The organism is Sulfitobacter sp., from assembly GCF_041552635.1.
GTDB lineage: Bacteria > Pseudomonadota > Alphaproteobacteria > Rhodobacterales > Rhodobacteraceae > Sulfitobacter.
In genome coordinates this window covers 1-20,853 of sequence record NZ_JBFEKM010000063.1, presented here as the reverse complement: position 1 = coordinate 20,853, position 20,853 = coordinate 1, and the positions used below count along the sequence as shown (strand labels likewise).

Sequence of the window (20,853 nt, the reverse complement as noted above, 5' to 3'; positions counted from 1 at the left end):
TTGGACAGCACGAGGTCGCCCGGTTTCACCCCGACCGCACGCAGGGCCGTGGCAATGGCATAGCCCCCCGATGCCACGGCAAGGCAATACTCCGCCCCGACCATCGCGGCAAATTCCTGCTCAAGCAGGGCCACTTCAGCGATTTCGTCGCCTGCGGTGTTGTAGCGGTGCAGCCGCCCGTGGCGCATGACAGCGATTGCGGCTGCTATCGCATCTTCGGGAATGGGTTCTTGTTGGGTAAAGCTGCCTTTGAACGCGTCCATGACGTCACATGGCCCCGATCAATGTTGGCACCAGCGCGGGCAAATGCGCGTAGTCTTCCAGCAAGGCTTCGGGGTTCAGGGCTGCCATATCCTCGCCCGAGGGGCCGAAAGTAACGAGAATGCAAGGTACATTGGCAGCGGCAGCGGTCTTGCGGTCGGTATTAGTGTCGCCCACCAGACAGCATTGCGCAGGATCCCCCCCGGCACGGCGCGCGGTTTCATACAGATGTTCCGGATCGGGCTTGCGCACTGCCAGACTGTCCGCCCCCAACATCGCCCCGAAAACATCCCGCACACCCAACCGTTTCAGCAATGTATCGGCTAAACCTTCGGGTTTGTTGGTGCAGATCGCCACGCGGTACCCTGCGATTTTCAATGCCTCAACGGCGTCCATCGCACCGGGATACAGCACCGTATGCGTATCAATGTCCTGAGCATACGCCTTGAGAAGCACAGGATAATAACGGTCGATTGTCGCCCCGTCGTCACCCCTGCCCAGACGTTCCATCCCCAGACGCAACATCGCGCGTCCACCTTTCAGCGCCGTGCCCGCGTCGCGGGCGGCATCTAACAAATCGCCCTCGCCCATGTCGCGAAAACACGCATTGGCCGCCGCGATCAAATCACCGCTGGTGTCCGCCAAAGTCCCGTCGAGGTCGAATACTACCGTTTTCATCGGCGTTCCTTTGCTGAGAGTTGTTGCAGGTCGAAATCTTCTTTGATGGCCGGCAGCCTTGCGCATAAACGGTAACAAGGTAAAGAGAGCGCACACTAATTCATTAAAGAGATTTCCCATGAAAGTTGCACTGATCCTATTGGCCGCAGGCAAAGGCACGCGGATGCAATCGGATCTGCCCAAGGTTCTGCACCCCGTCGCCCACGCCCCTCTGCTTGAACATGCGATGGCGTCGGGTGCAGCACTTGAACCCGCCCGCACCGTTGTTGTAGCCGGGCACGGGGCAGATCTGGTGCGCGCCGCCGCACAGGCGTTTGACGAAGACGCCGTCGTCGTGGTGCAAGAAGAGCAGCTTGGCACCGCCCATGCCGTCGCCCAAGCGCGCGATGCACTGGCCGGTTTTGACGGGACGGCCATCGTTTTGTACGGCGACACACCTTTTGTGCAGCCCGAAACCCTTGAGGCGATGTGCGCTGCCCTGACGAATAACGACGTGGTTGTTCTGGGGTTCGAGGCGGCTGTTCCAGCGCGGTATGGCCGGTTGGTCATGGATGGTGCCAGCTTGGACCGGATCGTCGAATTCAAGGATGCGTCGGATGAAGAACGCACCATAACGCTTTGCAACAGTGGTGTTATCGCGTGCAAGTCCGATCTTCTGTTTGATCTGATTGATGCGGTCGGCAATGATAACGCATCCGAAGAATATTACCTTACAGACATCATCGGCATCGCACGTGATCGCGGATTGAAGGCCACCGCCGTGACGTGCATCGAGGCGGAAACCATGGGCGTGAATTCGCGCGCCGATCTGGCGGCGGCCGATGCTGCATTTCAGGCCCGCACCCGTGCGCAGATGCTGGAAACCGGCGTCACGCTGATGGCACCCGACACCGTCTATTTTGCCCGCGACACCTATGTCGGGCGCGATACGGTAATTGAACCCAACGTCGTCTTTGGCCCCGGTGTCACCGTCGAATCCGGTGCCACGATCCGCGCCTTCAGCCATCTGGAAGGGTGCCATGTGTCGCGTGGCGGCATCATCGGCCCCTATGCACGCCTGCGCCCCGGTGCGGAATTGTCCGAAGACGTACGGGTTGGCAACTTTGTCGAGATTAAGAATGCGCAGATCGCCGAAGGGGCCAAGGTCAATCACCTTAGCTATATCGGCGACGCAACGATCGGGGCGCGCGCCAACATCGGCGCGGGCACGATCACCTGTAATTATGATGGCGTGATGAAACACCACACCCATATCGGTGCAAACGCCTTTATCGGGTCCAACACCATGCTTGTGGCCCCCGTGCATATTGGCAACGGGGCGATGACCGGATCTGGGTCGGTCATCACATCAGACGTCGAAGCCGACGCTTTGGCGCTGTCGCGCGCGCCACAGGTGGAAAAGCCGGGCATGGCACGAAAATTGTTCGATATGTTAAAGGCCAAGAAGGCAAAACAACAGAGAGGCAGCTGATTATGTGTGGTATTGTTGGAATACTCGGGCAGCACGAAGCAGCCCCCATCCTTGTCGAGGCCCTCAAGCGACTTGAGTACCGCGGCTACGACAGCGCAGGGATTGCGACGATCAACAATGGTCATCTTGACCGCCGCCGCGCGGTTGGCAAACTGGTCAACCTATCCGATCTGTTGGTGCATCAACCGCTTGCCGGCAAATCGGGCATCGGCCACACCCGCTGGGCCACCCATGGCGCGCCGTCAGTCACCAACGCGCATCCGCATCAGGCGGGGCCTGTCGCAGTCGTCCATAACGGGATCATCGAAAACTTTCGCGAATTGCGCGCCGAACTAACCGCAAAAGGTGTTGATTTCGTTACGGAAACCGACACCGAAACCGTCGCATTGCTGACACAGATGCACATGGCCGAAGGGCTTGGCCCGATTGAGGCCGCGACCAAGACGCTGTCGCGCTTGCACGGTGCCTTTGCTCTCGCCTTTTTGTTCGATGGCGAAGAAGACCTGATGATTGGCGCACGCAAGGGCGCACCTTTGGCCGTAGGGTACGGCGACAACGAAGTTTATCTGGGCAGCGACGCCATCGCCCTGTCGCCGATGACCGACCGCATTACTTACCTGGAAGAAGGCGACCGCGCAATTCTGACCCGCAACTCGGTCGAGATTTACGACGCCAATGGCAACCGCGCCAACCGGGCGATCAAGACGATCAGCCTCGATAATACCCGCGTCGACAAAGCAGGCCACAAGCATTTCATGGCCAAAGAAATCGCCGAACAACCTGGCGTGATCGGCGCGGCGCTTTCCCATTACCTAAGCGAAAAAGGCGAGATTTCATTGCCTGACCCAGGGCTTGATTTCAACGCGATCGACCGCATCACCATGGTCGCCTGCGGGACGGCCTACTATGCCTGCCTGACCGCGAAATATTGGTTTGAACAAATCGCACGTCTACCGGTCGAGGTCGATTTCGCTTCTGAATTCCGCTACCGCGAACCACCCATCCCGGCGCGCACCTTGGCGATGTTTGTCAGCCAGTCAGGCGAGACTGCCGATACCCTTGCCGCGCTGCGCTTTTGCGAAGGCAAGGCCGCCAAGATCGCGTCAGTGGTTAATGTCACTGAATCCTCTATCGCGCGCGAAAGCGACTTGGCCCTACCGATCCACGCGGGCGTCGAGGTTGGCGTGGCCTCGACCAAGGCGTTTACCTGCCAGCTTACCGTGTTGTTCCTGATGGTGCTGAAAGCCGCGAAAGACCGTGGCGTGATCAACGATGAACAGCTGGCCGATCATGTTTCGGGGCTGCGGGCAATGCCGTCGCTGATCAACACTGCGCTTGAACAGAACGCAGCGATCCGCGATGCCGCCAACAAGCTTGCCTCAGCGCGGGACGTGCTTTTCTTGGGCCGCGGCCCGATGTTTCCGCTCGCCCTTGAAGGCGCGTTAAAATTAAAAGAAATCAGCTACATACACGCCGAAGCTTATGCATCCGGTGAACTCAAGCACGGGCCCATCGCGCTGATCGACGAAAACGTGCCGGTGGTTGTGATGGCCCCCAAAGACACGCTCTTTGATAAGACGGTCAGCAACATGCAAGAGGTGATGGCGCGCAAGGGCAAGGTCATCCTGATTTCGGACAGGTCCGGTCTGAACGAGGAATCCGAGGGCACTTGGGCGACGATCGAAATGCCGCCAGTTGCCGATGCGTTGGCCCCGATCCTTTACGCGATCCCCGCGCAATTGCTGGCGTATCATACGGCCATCGCCAAGGGCACGGATGTGGACCAGCCACGCAACCTCGCCAAATCAGTGACGGTTGAATAGTGGCCAAACAGTTCGACCAGATCAACGACAGCCACCGCCGTTTTATCGAAGCGCAGCATATGTTTTTCTGCGGCAGTGCGGCCCCTGACGGTCGGGTCAACATTTCGCCCAAGGGAATGGACAGCCTGCGCATGTTGGGCCCGAACCGGATCGTTTGGCGCAACCTGACCGGATCGGGCAATGAAACCGCCGGCCATCTCGCGCGACTGAACCGCATGACGCTGATGTGGTGCGGCTTTGAAAAGCAACCGATGATCATGCGCGTCTACGGCGATGCAAATGTCCTGCATCCACGCGATGCCGATTTTGCCAGCCTCAATGCGCTGTTCCCGACAGCCCTTGGCGCGCGGCAGATTTATGATATGCGCGTTGAGATGCTGCAAACCAGCTGCGGCTATGCCGTACCTTTCTATAATTATGCCGGAGACCGCGACGTGCTAGAAAAGTGGGCCGACGACAAAGGTGATGCCGGCATTTCCACCTATTGGGACGAACGCAATCGCACGACGATTGACGGGATGCCGACACACATCCTGCCAGAAAACACAGGTGACAAAACCAATGCTTGATCCGTACCTCGCGCAGCTCACTGCGCTCGCCGATCCCGACCGCGTTTCGCAAATGCAGGATTATCACAAGATGGATCGCGTCTATCTTGGCGTGACCAACCCGCAGATCAACGACCTGACCAAAACCTGGCGCGAGGAACTTGATCTGGCAGACCGTGTCAGCCTTGCCGATGCCCTGTGGCAAACCGATATTTTCGAGGCTCGGCTCGCCGCCGCCAAACTGCTGACCCAAGCCCGCCTGCGCCCCGATGATGAACCGGCATGGCAGCTGATGCAAAGTTGGGTACCGGAATTCGACAGCTGGGCCATTGCCGATCATGTCTGCATGGCCGTGCAAAAACGCCTGATCGCTGATCCCGACCGCCTTGACGTGGTCGAAGCATGGACCCAGTCAGACCACCTTTGGACCCGCCGCGCCGCCCTTGTGGCAACCCTGCCGTGGACCAAACAAAATCACCCCAAACCCGAAGAACTGGCAGCACGCGAACGCATCTTGGGGTGGGCCGAAGGGTATCTGCCGGTCAAAAACGGAATCATGCAAAAGGCCATCGCTTGGTGGGTCCGCGATCTCAGCCGGCACGACCCGGCCCGCGCAACAGCCTTCATCGACGCAAACAGCCACCAGATGAAGCCCTACGCCGTCAAGGAAGCCTCGCGCTACCTGCCCGAACGCACAAACCCGGCCGCCTGACCTTACATCTTCTCTGGCTCAAAAATATCCCGGGGGGCTTTGGGGGGCTGGCCCCATCCCTACGGACGAAACGCTGCGACTAAATCCGCCGCTTCCGTCCCAAAAACACTACCCGCCCGTAGACACCTCAACCGATGTCAGATCCGTCAGCGACGCGCCGATCAGGCGCAGCGCAGAAAGGGACATACGGCTGCCCGCCGTCTTTGGCCCCTCAAGCGGGATCAATCTGACCGTCGATGATTTCCCCGTCGCCGGATTTGTCACCCGGCCCTGAAGCTCGGACTGCACCAAAGGCGTCTTCATCCAAAGCCCCGGCTCGGTCGCACTTCCCAGCGATGCAACAGTCGTGCCAAGTGGCTGTGCGCCTTCCGAGGCGGGCCGCGCAGCGGCGGCGCGTTGCTCGGGCGTGGTGGTGTCCAACGCTTCGGCCGTACGTGCAGCGGCGGGCGGGCGCGGCGCGGTCACCACAGGCACCAAAGCCGGATCTTCGATTGTCGTGGCTCTTGGCACGGCCACCGCAGATGTCATCGGCATGTCAACGCTAGACTTTTTACCAAAACCGAACCGGTCGGGCAAAGCCCCACAGCCAGACAACGACAACCCAATAGCACCAAGAATAAGAATATGTTTCATGCCGCTATGGTTACCCGTCCCACCGAACCGCTTCAATCACCTAAATGTCCCTTGCCCCGCGATGGGCCGATGTTTACCTATGTCGTATGAATGCTCCTTTGATTGACCCTTTCGCCCGCGCCATCACCTATTTGCGTGTCTCTGTCACGGACCGCTGCGATTTCCGCTGCGTCTATTGCATGTCGGAGAATATGAATTTCCTGCCCAAAAAGGAACTTCTCACCCTCGAGGAACTGGACCGCCTGTGCAGTAATTTCGTTGACCTCGGGGTGCAGAAACTGCGCATTACCGGCGGTGAACCTTTGGTGCGCAAGGGCATCATGACCTTTTTTGACAGCATGACACGCCATTTGGACGCGGGCACGCTCAAGGAACTCACGCTGACCACCAATGGCAGCCAGTTGGAACGCTTTGCCGCTGACCTTTATGCCGCCGGGGTGCGCCGCGTGAACGTGTCACTGGATACGCTGGACGACCAGAAATTCGCCGACATCACCCGCTGGGGCCGTTTGCCTCAGGTGTTGCGCGGCATCGACGCGGCGCAGGCTGCCGGTTTGCATGTCAAAATAAATGCCGTCGCCCTCAAGGGCTTTAACGAATCCGAATTGCCCAGCATGACCGCGTGGTGTGCCGACCGCGGGATAGACCTGACCTGGATCGAGGTTATGCCCATGGGCGACTTGGGCAACGAGGATCGTCTTGGCCAATACTGGTCCCTCAAGAACGTGCGCAAATCCTACGAAAACCACTATACGGTTACCGATCTGGCCGAAAGCACGGGCGGGCCAGCCCGCTATGTAAGGTTGGAAGAAACCGGCCAGAAGATTGGTTTCATCACGCCGCTGTCCCATAATTTCTGCGAAAGCTGTAACCGTGTGCGCATCACCTGCACCGGCGAAATCTTCATGTGCTTGGGCCAAGAAGACGTGGCCGATCTGCGCGCACCCTTGCGCAATCATCCCGACGATGATGCACCGCTCAAGGATGCTATCCGTGCCGCAATCAACCTGAAACCCAAAGGGCATGATTTCGACTATTCACGCCAAAAGCTGGACGGGCAAATGCCCCGCCACATGAGCCACACAGGCGGCTGACACAGCCATGAAAGTCCCTTTTCTTTATCGCGTGTGGGTGGTCGCCAGCATGGGGCTGGTGCCGTTCTTTGCGCGGTCCGAGACCAAGAAACTGCGCGGACAAGGGATATCGGTCTTGCGTGCCCATGAAAAACTGGGCCACGCCACCCAAGACCGCGTGGGCACCGGCCCTCTGATCTGGTTGCATGGTGCCTCGGTCGGAGAAAGCCTGTCGGTGTTGGCGCTGATCACCCGCATGGGGTTGATGCTGCCGCGCGCACAGTTCCTGATCACCTCGGGGACAGCCACGTCGGCCAAGCTGATTGAACAGCGCCTGCCGCCCCGCACCACCCATCAATTTGCGCCGCTGGATGCGCCCGGCCCTGTGAAACGCTTCTTGCGCCACTGGCGGCCTGACGCGGCAATTTTTGTCGAAAGCGAAATCTGGCCGCAGATGCTGCGCGGGACCCGTGCCACCGGGGCGTCGATGGCGCTGGTCAATGCGCGCATGTCCGACAAGACCTTGGAAACATGGCGCAAGTGGCCGAAACTTGCCCAATATGTCTTGGATGTCTTTGACCTGATCCTGACGCAGAATGACGCGATGGCGCATAATATGGTCAGCATAAATGCCCCCTCTGCCCGCGTCGCGCGCGGGATCAATCTGAAATCCATGGCTGGCCCCTTGCCCGTCGACGAAGACGCCCTGTTCGAGGCCCGCGCCGCCCTTGGCCACCGCCCTGTGTGGGTCGCGTCCTCTACGCACGAGGGCGAAGAACAGGCGGTGCTGGATGCGCATCGGGCGCTGCTGGACCGTTTCCCTGACCTGTGTCTGATCCTTGCCCCTCGCCACCCCGAACGTGGCGATCAAGTCGAGGCGCTGATTACTGGCGCAGGGCTGTCCTGCACCCGCCGCAGCCGCGGGGATGCCCTTGGCGCACAGGTCTATCTGGCAGATACGCTGGGGGAATTGGGGCTGTGGTACGCGCTGACCGATATCGTGTTTCTGGGCGGGTCGCTGCTGCCTATCGGCGGGCATAACCCGTTCGAGGTGGCGCAATCGGGTGCTGCGGTGCTGTCGGGCAGCCATGTGGCGGCCTTTGCGGAAACCTATGCCCAGCTGGAAACCGACGGGGCCGCGTTGATCGTGAAGGATGGTGATGATCTGGCCCAGCAGGTTGTGGCATTGCTGGACAATCCCGACACGCTGGACGAAATGACCCAAGCTGCCCGCCAGTTTATCGAGGCGCAACAAGATCAGCTCGACACAATCGCGGGACGGCTGATCAAAGCACTGGGACTGCACCTGCCATGACCCACCCCCTTGACCAGATCGACGTGATCGCCCCGAATTTCAAACGCCGCCTCAGCGGTGTTACAGCCACCGTCATGCGCCTTGTGCCGTTGCAAGCGCACAGCATTTCAATCATCGCCACCGGCCCCGTGGTGCCCGATGACGTGCCGCATGTGCCGTTGATGTCGCTGCTCACCATGTCGCGGCGCGGGCCGTCGGGCTGGCGGGTATGGCATGCGCGGCGCAATGTGGAGATGCTGGGCGGGCTGGCCCTGCGCTATGTTCTGGGCAAACGGCTAAAGCTGATGTTCACCTCGGCCAGCCAGCGCAAGCAAAGCGGGCTGACCCGTTGGTTGATCCGGCGCATGGATGCCGTTGTGGCCACGTCGGACCGCACGAACGCCTATCTGGAACACCCTGCTCATGTGATCATGCATGGCATTGATACTGACGGTTTTGCACCGTCGCCCGACCGCGCCGCGTTGCGCAGCGCGCTTGGGCTGCCGGTCAATGCAACGCTGGTCGGCTGTTATGGCCGCATCCGCGCGCAAAAAGGCACGGATGCTTTTGTCGATGCGCTATTGCCCATCCTGCGCGACGATCCGGATGTTGTTGGTCTGGTGATGGGCCGCGCGACCGAAAAATACGCTGCGTTTGAAAAAGACCTTAAGGACCGCGTGCACGCCCAAGGCCTGTCAGAGCGCATGTTGTTCCTGCCCGAAGTGCCTGTGGGCGATATGGCTGATTTTTACCGTGTGCTGGATCTGTACGTCGCCCCGCAACGCTGGGAAGGTTTCGGCCTGACCCCGATCGAAGCCATGGCCTGCGGTGTGCCAGTCGTTGCCACCCGTGTCGGCGCGTTCGAACAGTTGATCGTGGAAAACACTACCGGCCTGCTGGTCCCGCCCGATGACATCCCCGCCCTTGAGGCAGCAGTCCGCGAAGCATTGTCAGACCGACCCCGTCTGGCAAACTGGGCAACGGCGGGCCGCAGTTTCGTCATGTCGGATTTTTCGATCGAACGCGAAGCGGCTGCGATTGTCAAAATCTACCGGAGCCTGCTGGCGTCGTAAGGTGGGATAAATCCCACCTTACACATTTTTCGCTGTTAGACCTCAGCCCATGGGCATCCGCTGTTCCGCGATCCCTGCCCACCAGCTGCATCCGACCGGAATCACATCATCGTTAAAATTGTACAGCGGATGGTGCACCATCGCGGTGTCACCATTGCCGACCAGAATATAGGCACCGGGACGCTCTTCGAGCATAAAGGCAAAGTCTTCGCCGCCCATCACCAGAGGGGCCTCGTCGCATTGGCCTGATACGCTGCGCGCAACATCGGCGGCGAATTCGGTTTGTTCGTCGTGGTTCACCATCACCGGATAGTTGCGGATATAGTTCACCTTGGCCGTGGCCCCGAATGTGGCGGCAATGCCCTCGCAAATCTCGGTCACGCGCTTTTCGGCCAGATCACGCAGATCGTTGGACAATGTGCGCACCGTGCCCAGCAGGTTGACCCGCTGCGGGATCACGTTGAACGCCTTGGACGAAGATTCAATGGACGTGATCGACACCACGATATTGCCAATCGGGTCCGCATTGCGGCTGACGATGGTTTGCAGCGCGGTGATCATCTGTGCGGTCACGACCATGGTATCAATCGTCTCGTTCGGCTTGGCCGCGTGGCCGCCCAGACCTTCGACTTCGATCTCAAGCAGATCGGTTGCGGCAAAAAACGGCCCCGGACGAATGCCAAAGCTGCCCGCTGGCATGCCCGGCCAGTTGTGCATGCCGTAAACTTCCTGAATGCCCCAACGGTCCATCATGCCGTCTTTGCACATCTCGCGACCGCCGCCGCCGCCTTCTTCGGCGGGCTGAAAAATCACCACGACAGTGCCGTCAAAATTGCGGGTTTCGGCCAGATATTGCGCGGCCCCCAGCAACATCGCGGTATGGCCATCATGGCCACAGGCGTGCATCGCGTTCGGTGTCTTGGAGGCATATTCGACGCCAGTCTGTTCGTGAATGGGCAGCGCGTCCATGTCGGCGCGCAGGCCGATCACCTTGCCGGATGCCGTCGTGTTCCCCTTGATCACACCCACAACACCGGTGCGACCGATCCCCTCGACCACCTCGTCACAGCCAAAGGCGCGCAGCTTTTCGGCGACCGTGGCAGATGTCCGGTGGGTTTCAAACAAAATCTCTGGGTGTTCATGCAGATCACGGCGCCATGCAGTGATATCGTCATGAAGTTCGGCAAATCGGTTCTTAACAGGCATGATAGGTCCTTGGTTGGGAGAGTTCGGGCCGGGAGGATTAGGGCCAAGAGTGTAAGGCCAAGCGTGGGGTCGGTTTACCCAGCACTTGGCAATCGTGTTTCGACCATCTCGGCAAACCAGCTACAGCCGGCAGGGATGGCGTCGTCGTTGAAATTGTACATCGGATGGTGAACGGTCGGACCGTCGCCATTGCCCAGCATGATATAAGCACCGGGACGTTTGTTCAGCATATAGGAAAAATCCTCGCCTGCCATGATTGGCGGCGTGTTGCGATCGACGCCGGGCGTCACTTTTTCGGCGGCATCGGCGGCGAAACCGGTGTTGTCTTCGGCATTCACGGTGATCGGATATCCGCGCCGATAATCTATGTCGGCGGTGCATTGATAGGCCGCGCAGGTATGGGTCACGATTACCTGCAACCGTTCTTGGGCCAGATCGCGGATGCCCGGATCAAGCGTGCGCACCGTGCCGCGCAACCGCACGGTTTGCGGCAGAACGTTGTGGCTGTCGGTGTCCGACCGCAGCGTGCAGACCGACACAACGACTTGCTTGATCGGGTCAACATTGCGGCTGGCGATGGATTGCAGGGCGACCACCACATGCGCTGCCGCAAGGTTGGTATCAATCGCCTCGTGCGGGGCGGCGGCATGGCCGCCCTGCCCGGTCACGGTGATGTCGAATTCATCTGCCGCCGCCAGCAACGCACCTGTGCGGATCGCGAATGCGCCCACAGGATGGCCGGGCATGTTGTGCAACCCGTATACTTCGTCGATGGACCAGCGATCCATCAGGCCTTCTTCGACCATGACATTGCCGCCACCGCCGCCTTCTTCGGCGGGTTGAAAGATCAGCGCGACACGGCCGTCGAAATTGCGCGTCTCGGCCAGGTATTGCGCAGCGCCCAGCAAGATCGCCGTGTGCCCGTCATGACCGCAAGCATGCATCTTGCCCGGATGGGTCGAGGCATAGTCCAGCCCTGTCGCTTCGGATATGGGCAGCGCGTCCATGTCTGCGCGCAGCCCGATGGTGCGGCCGGACGTGTTGGTTTTACCTTCGATCACCGCGACAATACCGGTTTCAGCGACGCCTGTGGTGATGTCAGTGATGCCAAAGCTGCGCAGCTTGTCAGCCACAAATGCCGATGTTTGCGGCAGATCGAACATAAGTTCGGGGATGGTGTGCAGGTGGCGACGCCATGCTGTGATATCGGCATGGGTATCGGCAAAGCGATTCTTGATCGGCATAACATGCTCCGGTTGTTAAATCAGACGTTGGGGCCCAAAACCATCGGGCTGCCGTCACTAAAACGCGACAGGCGAAATCTGGTCAGATCATGCCCCACATCGCCCCCGGTTGCCAGTGCAGCCAACACGCGCCCCATGCCCGGCCCGATGCCGAAGCCATGCCCGGACATGCCCGTCCCGATGGTGAGCCCCGGTAAGGTCGGTGCGCGGTCCACCACAGGGACGATATCGGGCATGGTGTCGATCATGCCTGCCCATGCTGCCTTTAGGCGCACAGGGGGAAGGTCCGGGAACATCTTGGCAAAATTACGCAGCAAGCGGTTGATTTTGCCCATGTTTGGCGCAGGGTTCAGGATGCGCATGTCCTCGAACGGGGTTTTTTCTTCGCTGGTCCAGCGCCGTTTGGTGCCCCATGCATCGGGAAAACCCTTTGGCGCAAAGGGATGCAAAACTTGCCCAAAAGGGTTCGCCCTAAGCTGGGTCAGGTAATGGGGAAAGGCGCGCATGGCATCGGGACCGACGAAAAGTTCGGGCGCGCCCGGAGGGGCCAGCGTATATCCGCCGTCAGCACGACGCCGAAACGCGACTTTTCGATCTGCCGCGGCACCTGCGTAAACTTCGGGCAACGGTTCGGTTGCGGCGACGTTTTCACGCACGGAAAGCTGCGGCATCGTCACACCGTGATTGCGCAAGAAAAGCGATGACCACGCCCCGCCCGCCAAGACGACCTCGGGGGCGGCGATGCGGCCCGTTTCCGTGACAACGCCCGCGACCCGCCCTGCGGCGATATCAAGGCTGCGCACGGCGCAGTTTTCCACGATCTGCACCCCTTCGCGCGCAGCAATCGCAGCCAAAGCGGGCACAGCGACCCATGGTTCGGCGCGCAGATCGGTCTGTGTGATCAACGCCCCCACGGGCCGCGTTGCCATACCGGGAAACATCGCGCTGATCTGTGCCGACGACAGCATCTTGCTGTCCACGCCATTGGCGCGCGCATGAGGCAGCCAGTTCTCGTACTCTTCCAACTGGCTGGGTTTATCCGCAAAATAGGTGATGCCGCCCTGCCGCAGGCCAATGTCGACGTTGGTCTGACTGGCGAATTCGTGCCACAAGCGCTGTGCGTCAGCCATAATCGGCATCTCGTCTGGGTCGCGGCCTTGTTGGCGAATCCAGCCCCAGTTGCGGCTGGATTGTTCGCCAGCGATGCGGCCCTTTTCAAGCAGGATGACGCGGTGTCCATCGCGCGCCAGAAATAAGGCCGTGCAAACGCCAATCACGCCGCCACCGATCACCACGACATCGGCCTGAGTATTGTGAGGGCCGGAATAGGTGACTGGGGTCGTGTCGTTGATGGGGAACTGCATTTTCAGAAAGCTCGTTTCAAATAAGGCGCTGGTCGGGGGCCAGCCCCCGGGATTTAGGTCCATTTGGAATCGGGGGGCGGGACAGACGTTTTAGGGATTAGCGCAGCCGGTCTACAAGCTTGCGCATGAAGTCATGGCCCGCATTGAACTGCGAGATTTCGATATATTCGTTGGGTTGGTGGGCCTGCGCGATGTCACCGGGGCCGCAGATCACAGCGCTATAACCTGCCTCTTGGAACTGGCCTGCCTCGGTGCCGTAGCTGACTTTGTGGCTGGCATTGTCGCCGGTGATCTGGCGGACAAAAGATTCCGCCAGCCCATCTTTTTCGGGTTGCAGGGCCGGGACATCAAAACGAGGCGTGATTTCGATATAGGTCTCGGGGACGACCTCTTGCATCTGCTTTTCAACTTCGCGCACTTTTTTCAGGTAGGCCGTGCCCCATGCGTCTTTATCCTCGCCCGGGACGACGCGGAAATCCATTGCGAATGTGCAATCCTTGGCCGTGATGTTATGGGCCGTCCCGCCCGAAATCATGCCGACATGGCAGGTCGTGAACGGCGGGTCGAACATCGCCGCCATTTCCGTAGGCTTGCGGGCGAAATTTTCTGTGTTCATCTCATTGGCCCATTCGATCAGCTTGGCCCCTGCCATGATCGCGTTGACGCCGGTGTGCAACAGCGATGAATGGACTTCGAACCCCACCACGTGGGTGTTGAAGCCGGTGCCGCCCTTGTGGCCGGTGACCGCCTGCATGGTTGACGGTTCGCCCACGATCACCAGACTGCCCTTGGGCAGGACCGGCTGCATCGCTTGGATCATCGGGGGGGCCCCAAGGCATCCGACCTCTTCGTCAAAGCTGAGGGCAACCTGCAGCGGGCGTGTCACGCCTGCGTACTTCGCTTCGACAAGCGCCCAGAGGGCCATCGCATCGAAGCCTTTCATGTCGCATGTGCCGCGGCCGTAATAGCGGCCATCGCGCTCAACCACGCTGAACGGGTCGCTGTCCCAGGGCTGGCCATCGACGGGCACCACATCGGTGTGCCCAGACAGCACCACGGCCCCTTCTTTCCACGGGCCGACATGGGCAAAAAGCGCGTGTTTGGGTTGATCAGGATCAACATAGCGGTGCGATTCAATACCATGGCTGGCGAGATAATCAGCCACCCAATCCACCAGCGGGATATTGCTTTCGCGCGACACAGTGGGAAAGCTGATCAGCTTTTCCATCAGCGCAAACGGGGTCATGCGTTCGGTCATTGGGCCGTCCTTTAGTAGCCGCTGTCGGTCAGCAATACCTGATGACCGGGAGAGACAGTTTTGTAGACCGACGGTTCAGGCCGGTAGGTGGTGGGATGGATCGGCGAGGGAATCGGTTTGAAATTCAGCTCGCTTTCCTTTTTACGCTTACGCGGATCGGCGATGGGGACCGCCTTCATCAGCGCTTGGGTATAGGGGTGTTGCGGGTTTTCGAACACCTGCTGGCGGGATCCCAATTCGACGATCCGACCCAGATACATCACGCCAACCTGATGGCTGACCCGTTCGACGACGGCCATGTCGTGGCTAATGAACAGAAACGACAGCTCCATCTCTTGTTGCAGTTCCAGCATCAGGTTAACGACCTGCGCCTGCACTGACACGTCGAGGGCGGAAACTGCCTCGTCTGCGATAATCAGCTTGGGATTCAGCGCCAATGCGCGGGCAATCGCGACCCGTTGGCGTTGACCACCTGAGAGTTCATGAGGGAAACGGCGCATAAAGCTGCGGGGCAACTCCACGCGGTCAAACAGCATTTCGATACGCTTGGTCAGCTCAGCGCCCTTGAGGGTGCCGTAGTTGTGGATCGGTTCGGCCACCTGATCGGACAGCTGCATCTGCGGGTTCAGCGAGGCAAACGGGTCCTGGAAAATCATCTGCATATCAAGACGTGCTTCACGCAGATCATGTGCATTCAGCGCCATGATATCCTTGCCCGAGATGTCGATTTCACCCGAGAGCGGTTCGACCAGACGCAAGATCGACCGGCCAGCCGTGGATTTACCACAACCGGATTCGCCCACAAGACTAAGGGTCTGCCCCTTGTTTATAGAAAAAGACAGGTCTTCGACCGCGTGGACATTGGCGATGGTGCGGCGAAAGAAACCGCCCTGTACCGGAAAACGCGTGGTCAGGTTTTTCACCGTCAGCAAGGTTTCTGTGGTGCCCTTGATCGGCACGATTTCCTTGTCTTTGGTTCCCAACAGCTTCATCGGTTCGGGATAGGCTTTGCCCGTCATCTCGCCCAGTTTAGGCACAGCAGCCAGCAACGCCTTGGTATAGGGGTGCTGCGGATTTTCGAATATTTCCTCGACCGTGCCTTCTTCGACCTTTTTGCCGCGGAACATCACAACCACCCGGTCGGCCATCTGCGCCACAACGGCCATGTCATGGGTGATGAACATAACGGCTGTGCCGGTTTCGCGTTTCAACCGGTCAATCAGCGCAAGGATTTCGGCCTGAATGGTCACATCCAAGGCCGTTGTAGGTTCATCTGCGATCAACAGGCGTGGCGAACAGGCCAAAGCCATGGCGATAACGACGCGCTGTCGCATGCCACCGGACAGTTCGTGAGGGTATTGCTTCAGGCGCTGATCGGGCTGCGGGATACGCACCTGCGTCAAAAGTTCCAGCGCGCGGGCTTCGGCCTCTGCCTTGGTCATGCCTTTGTGCAGGCGCAATCCTTCGGTCAACTGACGTCCGACGGTAAACACCGGGTTCAGCGCCGTCATCGGTTCCTGAAAGATCATCCCGATTTCATTGCCGCGAATTTCGCGCATCAGATCCTGGTCGGTCTGGGCCAAATCGACGGCAGGATTGTTCTGACGATTAAATAATAGGCGACCACCTGCAATTTTTCCGCCCCCGAATTCCACAAGGCGCATCAAGGACAAGGAGGATACTGATTTGCCCGATCCAGATTCGCCCACCACACACACGGTTTCACCAGAATTGATGTCGAAACTGACGTTTTCGACCCCCAGAACAGGGCCGTCCTGTGTCTGAAATTCGACCCTAAGCTCTTGAATTTGCGCGATTGGTGAGGATGTGGTGTCGTCGAGCATGAAAATTTCCATCGCTGATCATATTTCTGATCTGCTGACGCTAAAGCCATTCAACACCCAGTGTCAAACCCGTCACGCCCAAGGCGTGTTACCGCTGTCATGAGGCTTGCAATTTGCGCGGAACCTGTTTCGATAGCGGCACGCGTGCTTGGGGGAGCAAACTTGCAAATTGCAATTGATGATTTTTTCATCTGTTGCGTTTCCTGCCCTTGACCTTTCAGGCCCGATCATAAGAAAGTTGGGGTCATGTCTAAAAATGGCATCCAAAGATAAAAAAGCGTGGCACCAAAACCGAAATCACCGGTGCCCAACAAGGAGTAAGTTATGACTTTGAAAACCCTATTAATGGGTGCTGTGGCTTCTATGGCTCTTGCCCCCGCTGCATTCGCAGCCGCCCATGAAGGCGAGCGCGGACGCGACGGCGAGGTCAAGATCATATATTGGCAAGCGCCTTCCATCATGACCCCCTATCTGTCCGGCGGCACCAAGGACCTCGAGGCTTCGAGCCTCGTGATTGAACCTTTGGGTCGTTATGACGAAACTGGCGCGCTGGTACCTTATCTGGCCACTGAAATTCCAACCGTTGAAAACGGCGGCGTTTCCGAAGACCTGAAATCCATCACATGGAAGCTGAAGGAAGGCCTGTTGTGGTCTGACGGCACACCTGTGACAACGGCGGACGTTAAATTCACCGCTGAATACTGTATGCACCCCGAAGGCGGTTGCGCACAGGCGTCAAAGTTTGACGGCGTGGAAAGCATCGACATCGTAGATGATCTGACGGTCACGGTAAACTTTACCGACGCGAAGCCAAACCCTTACGGTCCTTTCATGGGCGCACAGTCCCCCATCATTCAAGCGGCACAATTCGCAGAATGTCTGGGCGCAAAGGCACCTGAATGCACCGAAGCAAACTTTAACCCGATCGGCACCGGCCCGTTCATGGTTACGGATTTCCGTCCAAATGACGTGATCCAGATGGTTGCGAACCCTAACTACCGTGATCCAAACAAACCTGCGTTTGCATCTGTGACCTTCAAAGGTGGCGGCGACGCGGAATCCGCAGGCCGTGCGGTTATGGAAACCGGCGAATACGACTATGCGTGGAACATGCAGTTGGCACCCGACGTGCTGGCGAAAATGGCCTCCGTTGGCAAAGGTACGCCGATCTCGGCATTCGGCACGTTGGTCGAACGGATCGAAATGAACATGACAAACCCGTCGCCTGATCTGCCCGAAGGCGAACGTTCAACCGTCATGCATCCACACCCCTTCCTGTCGGATTTCAAAGTCCGCAAGGCGCTTTCCATGGCGATCGACCGCCCGCTTTTGGTCGAAGTCGGTTACGGTCAGGCTGGTCGCCCAACCTGTAACCTCGTTCCGGCCCCTGCACTTTATGCCTCCGACAACACAGAATGTCTGACGCAAGATCTGGAAGGCGCGAAAGCGCTTCTCGAAGAAGCAGGCTATACCGATAGCGATGGCGACGGTGTACGTGAAAAAGATGGCGTAAAGCTGTCGGTTCTGTACCAAACTTCGACAAACGCAGTCCGTCAGGATTTTCAAGCGTTGATCAAAGACTGGTGGAACCAGATCGGCGTTGAAGTCGAACTGCGTAACCTTGACGGGTCGGTATTCTTTGGTGGCGACCCCGGTTCGCCTGACACGTTCCAAAAGTTCTACGCGGACGTTGAAATGTACGCCAACAACTTTGACGGCACAGACCCACAGGCATACCTGTCGGCCTACCGTTGTGGCAACGAACCAAAGCCATCCAGCCAATGGCAGGGTGAAAACATCAACCGCTTCTGTAACGCGGAATATGATGAACTGCTGGACGAACTGTCCCGCACAGGTGAATTGTCCAAGCGCGGCGAAATCGCCAAGCGTCTGAACGACATCATCACCAAAGAAACCATGACAATCGTACCACTGGTTGACCGTGGTCGTGTTTCCGCAGCCTCCACCACCTTGGGTGGCGTTGTCCTGAACACATGGGATTCCGAACTTTGGAATGCCGCCGATTGGTACCGTATCAAGGAATAACTCTTTCCTTCTCTGGGGGGGCGTGTTTTACGCCCCCCTCTTCGGACCGACCACACCGCGACCACCATTAATATCACCACAGACTGACCTGCAAAGGCGCCGCGCATGCTGACTTTCACCATTCGACGACTGCTATTGTCGATCCCGACGCTTTTGTTCATCAGTATGGTTATTTTCCTGCTGCTTCAGCTCGCCCCCGGCGATCCGATGGCTCAGGTACCGCTGACCGTTCCCCCCGAAGTCAAACAAAAGATGCGCGAGGCGCTTGGCCTCGGCCAGCCGATCTATGTGCAATATTACAAGTGGCTGATCCAGTTCTTCTGGGTTGAACCGCAAGTGTTCATCGACTGGGCAACACGTGATACGTTCCTTCTGGGCTGGCTGCCCGATACGAATTTTTCGACCTTCGTCGACCCTGACACCGGTGCCGTGCGCCCCGTACAGCGTGCCATCAGCTGGCAGACCCGCAGCCCGATCATGGATATCGTGATCCAGCGGATGCCGCAGACCCTGTGGGTCGTTGGCCTCAGCTATATCGTCGGCATCTTGATCGCCATTCCCATCGGGATCTATTCCGCCTACCGCCACTATTCCCTGTTCGATCAAGCGGGCACTTTTGTCACCATGGTTGGTTTTTCGATCCCGCCGTTTTTTACCGGACCGCTGCTGATTGTGGTGTTCTCGGTGACGCTGGGCTGGCTACCGTCGATCTATGACACCACCCACGTGGTGACCGATTGGGCCAGCTTTAAGGTGCAGTTCATGCAGATGATCATGCCCGTGATGGTGCTGGCGCTGCAAACAACAGCGCAGATCAGCCGCTATATGCGCGGTGCGATGCTGGACAACCTGAATCAGGATTACGTGCGCACTGCGCGGGCCAAGGGCCTCAAGGAAACTTCGGTCGTGTTGATCCATGTGTTGCGCAATTCGATGATCCCTGTCGTGACAGTGATCGCCCTTGGCATGCCCGCGATTTTCGGTGGCGCGATCATTACTGAAAACGTGTTCAAGGTGAACGGCATTGGCCAGCTGCTGCTGACCGCGCTGTTTGCCAACGATTTGCCGATGGTGATGACGCTGACCTTTATCTTTGCCATCCTGATCGTACTGTTTAACCTGATTGCCGATGTTCTATACGGCCTGCTTGACCCGAGGATCCGCTATGACTGAGCAAGCCATTCCCGCCAGCCCCATCGAGGCCGACATCGAAACCTTTGGTGCCCTGGTCGACAAGGAACCGTCCAAGCCACCACGCAGCCAGTGGATCGATGTCTGGTTGCAGTTTCGAAAACACAAAGGTGCCGTTTTCGGCGGTGGCTTTTTGCTATTCATCACGCTGGCAGTGATCTTTGGTCCATTCCTGTGGAGCATTGACCCCACCACGCTGGATATCCGCAACAAGAACTGGCGCCCTATCTATCAGCTGCTGTTCGACAGCGAGGCCAAGGCAGGCTGGGCCCACCCCTTTGGGACTGATCAACTGGGCCGCGATATCATGGCACAAATGATCGCGGGCGGCCAAGTGTCGATGGCCGTCGGCTGGCTGGCAATGGCCTTGGCGCTGGTGATCGGATCCGCGATCGGCGTGATCTCGGGCTACTTCAAAAAGCTCGACTTCTGGCTGATGCGTTTTACAGATCTGGTGTTGTCTCTGCCGATCCTGCCCTTGACCTTGCTGGCCGTGACCTTGTTTCGCCAGCCGCTCAATTCACGCTTTGGGCCAGAGGGCGGGATGTTCATTCTGATCGTGGGCATCATCGGCCTGACATCCTGGATGCAAACAGCACGTATCGTCCGCGGCGATATTCTGGCGTTGAAAGAGCGCGAGTTCATTCTGGCCGCGCGGTCCATCGGCACGCGGTCGGGCAAGATCATCCGGCGGCATCTGCTGCCCAACGTCATTTCGCCCATCATGGTTTCTGCAACATTGGGGCTGGCGACAGCGATCATTACCGAAAGCGCGCTCAGCTTTCTGGGGGTCGGCTTTCCGTCGGACTTCCCGACATGGGGTAAGTTGCTCTCCGACGCGGTGAGCCGGATGCAAGAATACCCCGAGCGTGTGTTGCTGCCGGGGATCGCTATTTCGTTGACGGTGTTGAGCGTGAATTATCTGGGTGATGGTTTGCGCGATGCGTTGGATCCACGGTTGCGGGGACGATAATCCAACCAGGCTTTGGTCTTTGCGGGTTATGTCGGACTTGAGTATTTGAAAAAGGGTTAAGGGGGGCCACTTGGTCTCCCTTTTTTACTTTTGTGAATTCATCAAATAAGAACGCAGTTTGGTCCGGGCAAGGCCATTCGGAAACCTGGAACGCGTCCCCG

At 58.5% G+C, this 20,853-nt stretch carries 18 protein-coding genes; 10 read left to right on the top strand and 8 right to left on the bottom strand.

Going from position 1 to position 20,853, the window contains the following annotated elements; translation table 11 throughout:
• Both ABYT07_RS09440 and ABYT07_RS09435 read right to left on the bottom strand, forming a co-directional pair.
• The coding region (locus ABYT07_RS09440) for a DegT/DnrJ/EryC1/StrS family aminotransferase (RefSeq protein ID WP_372991140.1) at positions 1-263 on the bottom strand (263 nt) is incomplete at its 3' end.
• A gap of 4 nt (positions 264-267) precedes the next feature.
• Entirely contained in the window at positions 268-939 is a 672-nt protein-coding gene (locus tag ABYT07_RS09435) for an HAD-IA family hydrolase (protein WP_372991139.1), read from the bottom strand.
• A 118-nt stretch (positions 940-1,057) separates the two neighbouring features.
• On the opposite strand from ABYT07_RS09435, the gene glmU reads away from it, so the two are divergent.
• From glmU to ABYT07_RS09415, 4 genes are read left to right on the top strand one after another with little or no spacing between them, the layout of a single operon-like run.
• A complete protein-coding gene (gene glmU / locus ABYT07_RS09430; protein ID WP_372991137.1) occupies positions 1,058-2,410 on the top strand; it encodes a bifunctional UDP-N-acetylglucosamine diphosphorylase/glucosamine-1-phosphate N-acetyltransferase GlmU in 1,353 nt (450 codons plus the stop codon).
• A 2-nt stretch (positions 2,411-2,412) separates the two neighbouring features.
• Entirely contained in the window at positions 2,413-4,233 is a 1,821-nt protein-coding gene (gene glmS, locus ABYT07_RS09425) for a glutamine--fructose-6-phosphate transaminase (isomerizing) (protein WP_372991135.1), read from the top strand.
• Positions 4,233-4,802, top strand: a complete 570-nt coding sequence (locus tag ABYT07_RS09420) for a pyridoxamine 5'-phosphate oxidase family protein (protein WP_372991134.1) — start codon at positions 4,233-4,235, stop codon at positions 4,800-4,802. Before glmS ends, ABYT07_RS09420 begins: the two co-directional genes overlap by 1 nt.
• Entirely contained in the window at positions 4,795-5,493 is a 699-nt protein-coding gene (locus ABYT07_RS09415; RefSeq protein ID WP_372991141.1) for a DNA alkylation repair protein, read from the top strand. Before ABYT07_RS09420 ends, ABYT07_RS09415 begins: the two co-directional genes overlap by 8 nt.
• 108 nt (positions 5,494-5,601) lie before the next feature.
• Here ABYT07_RS09415 and ABYT07_RS09410 read toward each other — a convergent pair whose 3' ends face one another.
• Positions 5,602-6,126 carry a hypothetical protein gene (locus ABYT07_RS09410; protein WP_372991133.1) on the bottom strand — a complete coding sequence of 175 codons (525 nt, stop codon included), beginning with the start codon at positions 6,124-6,126 and terminating at the stop codon, positions 5,602-5,604.
• A gap of 86 nt (positions 6,127-6,212) precedes the next feature.
• On the opposite strand from ABYT07_RS09410, the gene moaA reads away from it, so the two are divergent.
• From moaA to ABYT07_RS09395, 3 genes are read left to right on the top strand one after another with little or no spacing between them, the layout of a single operon-like run.
• The gene (moaA, locus tag ABYT07_RS09405) at positions 6,213-7,220 is read left to right on the top strand and encodes a GTP 3',8-cyclase MoaA (protein WP_372991132.1); all 1,008 of its coding nucleotides are present in this window, start codon (positions 6,213-6,215) and stop codon (positions 7,218-7,220) included.
• A 7-nt stretch (positions 7,221-7,227) separates the two neighbouring features.
• Complete coding sequence (locus ABYT07_RS09400) at positions 7,228-8,514, top strand: 3-deoxy-D-manno-octulosonic acid transferase (protein ID WP_372991131.1); 1,287 nt, start codon at positions 7,228-7,230, stop codon at positions 8,512-8,514.
• On the top strand, positions 8,511-9,566 hold the full coding sequence (locus ABYT07_RS09395; RefSeq protein WP_372991130.1) for a glycosyltransferase family 4 protein: 1,056 nt from the start codon (positions 8,511-8,513) through the stop codon (positions 9,564-9,566). Before ABYT07_RS09400 ends, ABYT07_RS09395 begins: the two co-directional genes overlap by 4 nt.
• 42 nt (positions 9,567-9,608) lie before the next feature.
• Here ABYT07_RS09395 and ABYT07_RS09390 read toward each other — a convergent pair whose 3' ends face one another.
• The 5 genes from ABYT07_RS09390 to ABYT07_RS09370 all read right to left on the bottom strand — a co-directional run bounded on the left by ABYT07_RS09390 (position 9,609) and on the right by ABYT07_RS09370 (position 16,482).
• Positions 9,609-10,772 (bottom strand): M20 aminoacylase family protein, encoded by a 1,164-nt coding sequence (locus tag ABYT07_RS09390; RefSeq protein ID WP_372991128.1) that lies wholly within the window; start codon positions 10,770-10,772, stop codon positions 9,609-9,611.
• A 74-nt stretch (positions 10,773-10,846) separates the two neighbouring features.
• Positions 10,847-12,016 carry a M20 aminoacylase family protein gene (locus tag ABYT07_RS09385; RefSeq protein ID WP_372991126.1) on the bottom strand — a complete coding sequence of 390 codons (1,170 nt, stop codon included), beginning with the start codon at positions 12,014-12,016 and terminating at the stop codon, positions 10,847-10,849.
• A gap of 20 nt (positions 12,017-12,036) precedes the next feature.
• Positions 12,037-13,380, bottom strand: a complete 1,344-nt coding sequence (locus tag ABYT07_RS09380) for an NAD(P)/FAD-dependent oxidoreductase (protein ID WP_372991124.1) — start codon at positions 13,378-13,380, stop codon at positions 12,037-12,039.
• A 97-nt stretch (positions 13,381-13,477) separates the two neighbouring features.
• Positions 13,478-14,638, bottom strand: a complete 1,161-nt coding sequence (gene argE, locus ABYT07_RS09375) for an acetylornithine deacetylase (protein WP_372991122.1) — start codon at positions 14,636-14,638, stop codon at positions 13,478-13,480.
• 11 nt (positions 14,639-14,649) lie between these two features.
• On the bottom strand, positions 14,650-16,482 hold the full coding sequence (locus ABYT07_RS09370; RefSeq protein ID WP_372991120.1) for a dipeptide ABC transporter ATP-binding protein: 1,833 nt from the start codon (positions 16,480-16,482) through the stop codon (positions 14,650-14,652).
• Between the two features lie 324 nt (positions 16,483-16,806).
• On the opposite strand from ABYT07_RS09370, the gene ABYT07_RS09365 reads away from it, so the two are divergent.
• From ABYT07_RS09365 to ABYT07_RS09355, 3 genes are all read left to right on the top strand, one after another.
• The gene (locus ABYT07_RS09365; protein ID WP_372991118.1) at positions 16,807-18,528 is read left to right on the top strand and encodes a peptide ABC transporter substrate-binding protein; all 1,722 of its coding nucleotides are present in this window, start codon (positions 16,807-16,809) and stop codon (positions 18,526-18,528) included.
• Positions 18,529-18,633: 105 nt separating this feature from the next.
• The gene (locus ABYT07_RS09360; protein WP_372991116.1) at positions 18,634-19,701 is read left to right on the top strand and encodes an ABC transporter permease; all 1,068 of its coding nucleotides are present in this window, start codon (positions 18,634-18,636) and stop codon (positions 19,699-19,701) included.
• Positions 19,694-20,692 (top strand): ABC transporter permease, encoded by a 999-nt coding sequence (locus tag ABYT07_RS09355; RefSeq protein ID WP_372991114.1) that lies wholly within the window; start codon positions 19,694-19,696, stop codon positions 20,690-20,692. Before ABYT07_RS09360 ends, ABYT07_RS09355 begins: the two co-directional genes overlap by 8 nt.
• Positions 20,693-20,853 lie beyond the last annotated feature (161 nt).

Bases quoted from the DNA above. Each gene is read 5' to 3' on its own strand.
- ABYT07_RS09435 (WP_372991139.1), bottom strand. From the start codon at position 939: ATGAAAACGGTAGTATTCGACCTCGACGGGACTTTGGCGGACACCAGC.
- glmU (WP_372991137.1), top strand. From the start codon at position 1,058: ATGAAAGTTGCACTGATCCTATTGGCCGCAGGCAAAGGCACGCGGATG.
- glmS (WP_372991135.1), top strand. From the start codon at position 2,413: ATGTGTGGTATTGTTGGAATACTCGGGCAGCACGAAGCAGCCCCCATC.
- ABYT07_RS09415 (WP_372991141.1), top strand. From the start codon at position 4,795: ATGCTTGATCCGTACCTCGCGCAGCTCACTGCGCTCGCCGATCCCGAC.
- ABYT07_RS09410 (WP_372991133.1), bottom strand. From the start codon at position 6,126: ATGAAACATATTCTTATTCTTGGTGCTATTGGGTTGTCGTTGTCTGGC.
- moaA (WP_372991132.1), top strand. From the start codon at position 6,213: ATGAATGCTCCTTTGATTGACCCTTTCGCCCGCGCCATCACCTATTTG.
- ABYT07_RS09400 (WP_372991131.1), top strand. From the start codon at position 7,228: ATGAAAGTCCCTTTTCTTTATCGCGTGTGGGTGGTCGCCAGCATGGGG.
- ABYT07_RS09395 (WP_372991130.1), top strand. From the start codon at position 8,511: ATGACCCACCCCCTTGACCAGATCGACGTGATCGCCCCGAATTTCAAA.
- ABYT07_RS09390 (WP_372991128.1), bottom strand. From the start codon at position 10,772: ATGCCTGTTAAGAACCGATTTGCCGAACTTCATGACGATATCACTGCA.
- ABYT07_RS09385 (WP_372991126.1), bottom strand. From the start codon at position 12,016: ATGCCGATCAAGAATCGCTTTGCCGATACCCATGCCGATATCACAGCA.
- ABYT07_RS09380 (WP_372991124.1), bottom strand. From the start codon at position 13,380: ATGCAGTTCCCCATCAACGACACGACCCCAGTCACCTATTCCGGCCCT.
- argE (WP_372991122.1), bottom strand. From the start codon at position 14,638: ATGACCGAACGCATGACCCCGTTTGCGCTGATGGAAAAGCTGATCAGC.
- ABYT07_RS09370 (WP_372991120.1), bottom strand. From the start codon at position 16,482: ATGCTCGACGACACCACATCCTCACCAATCGCGCAAATTCAAGAGCTT.
- ABYT07_RS09365 (WP_372991118.1), top strand. From the start codon at position 16,807: ATGACTTTGAAAACCCTATTAATGGGTGCTGTGGCTTCTATGGCTCTT.
- ABYT07_RS09360 (WP_372991116.1), top strand. From the start codon at position 18,634: ATGCTGACTTTCACCATTCGACGACTGCTATTGTCGATCCCGACGCTT.
- ABYT07_RS09355 (WP_372991114.1), top strand. From the start codon at position 19,694: ATGACTGAGCAAGCCATTCCCGCCAGCCCCATCGAGGCCGACATCGAA.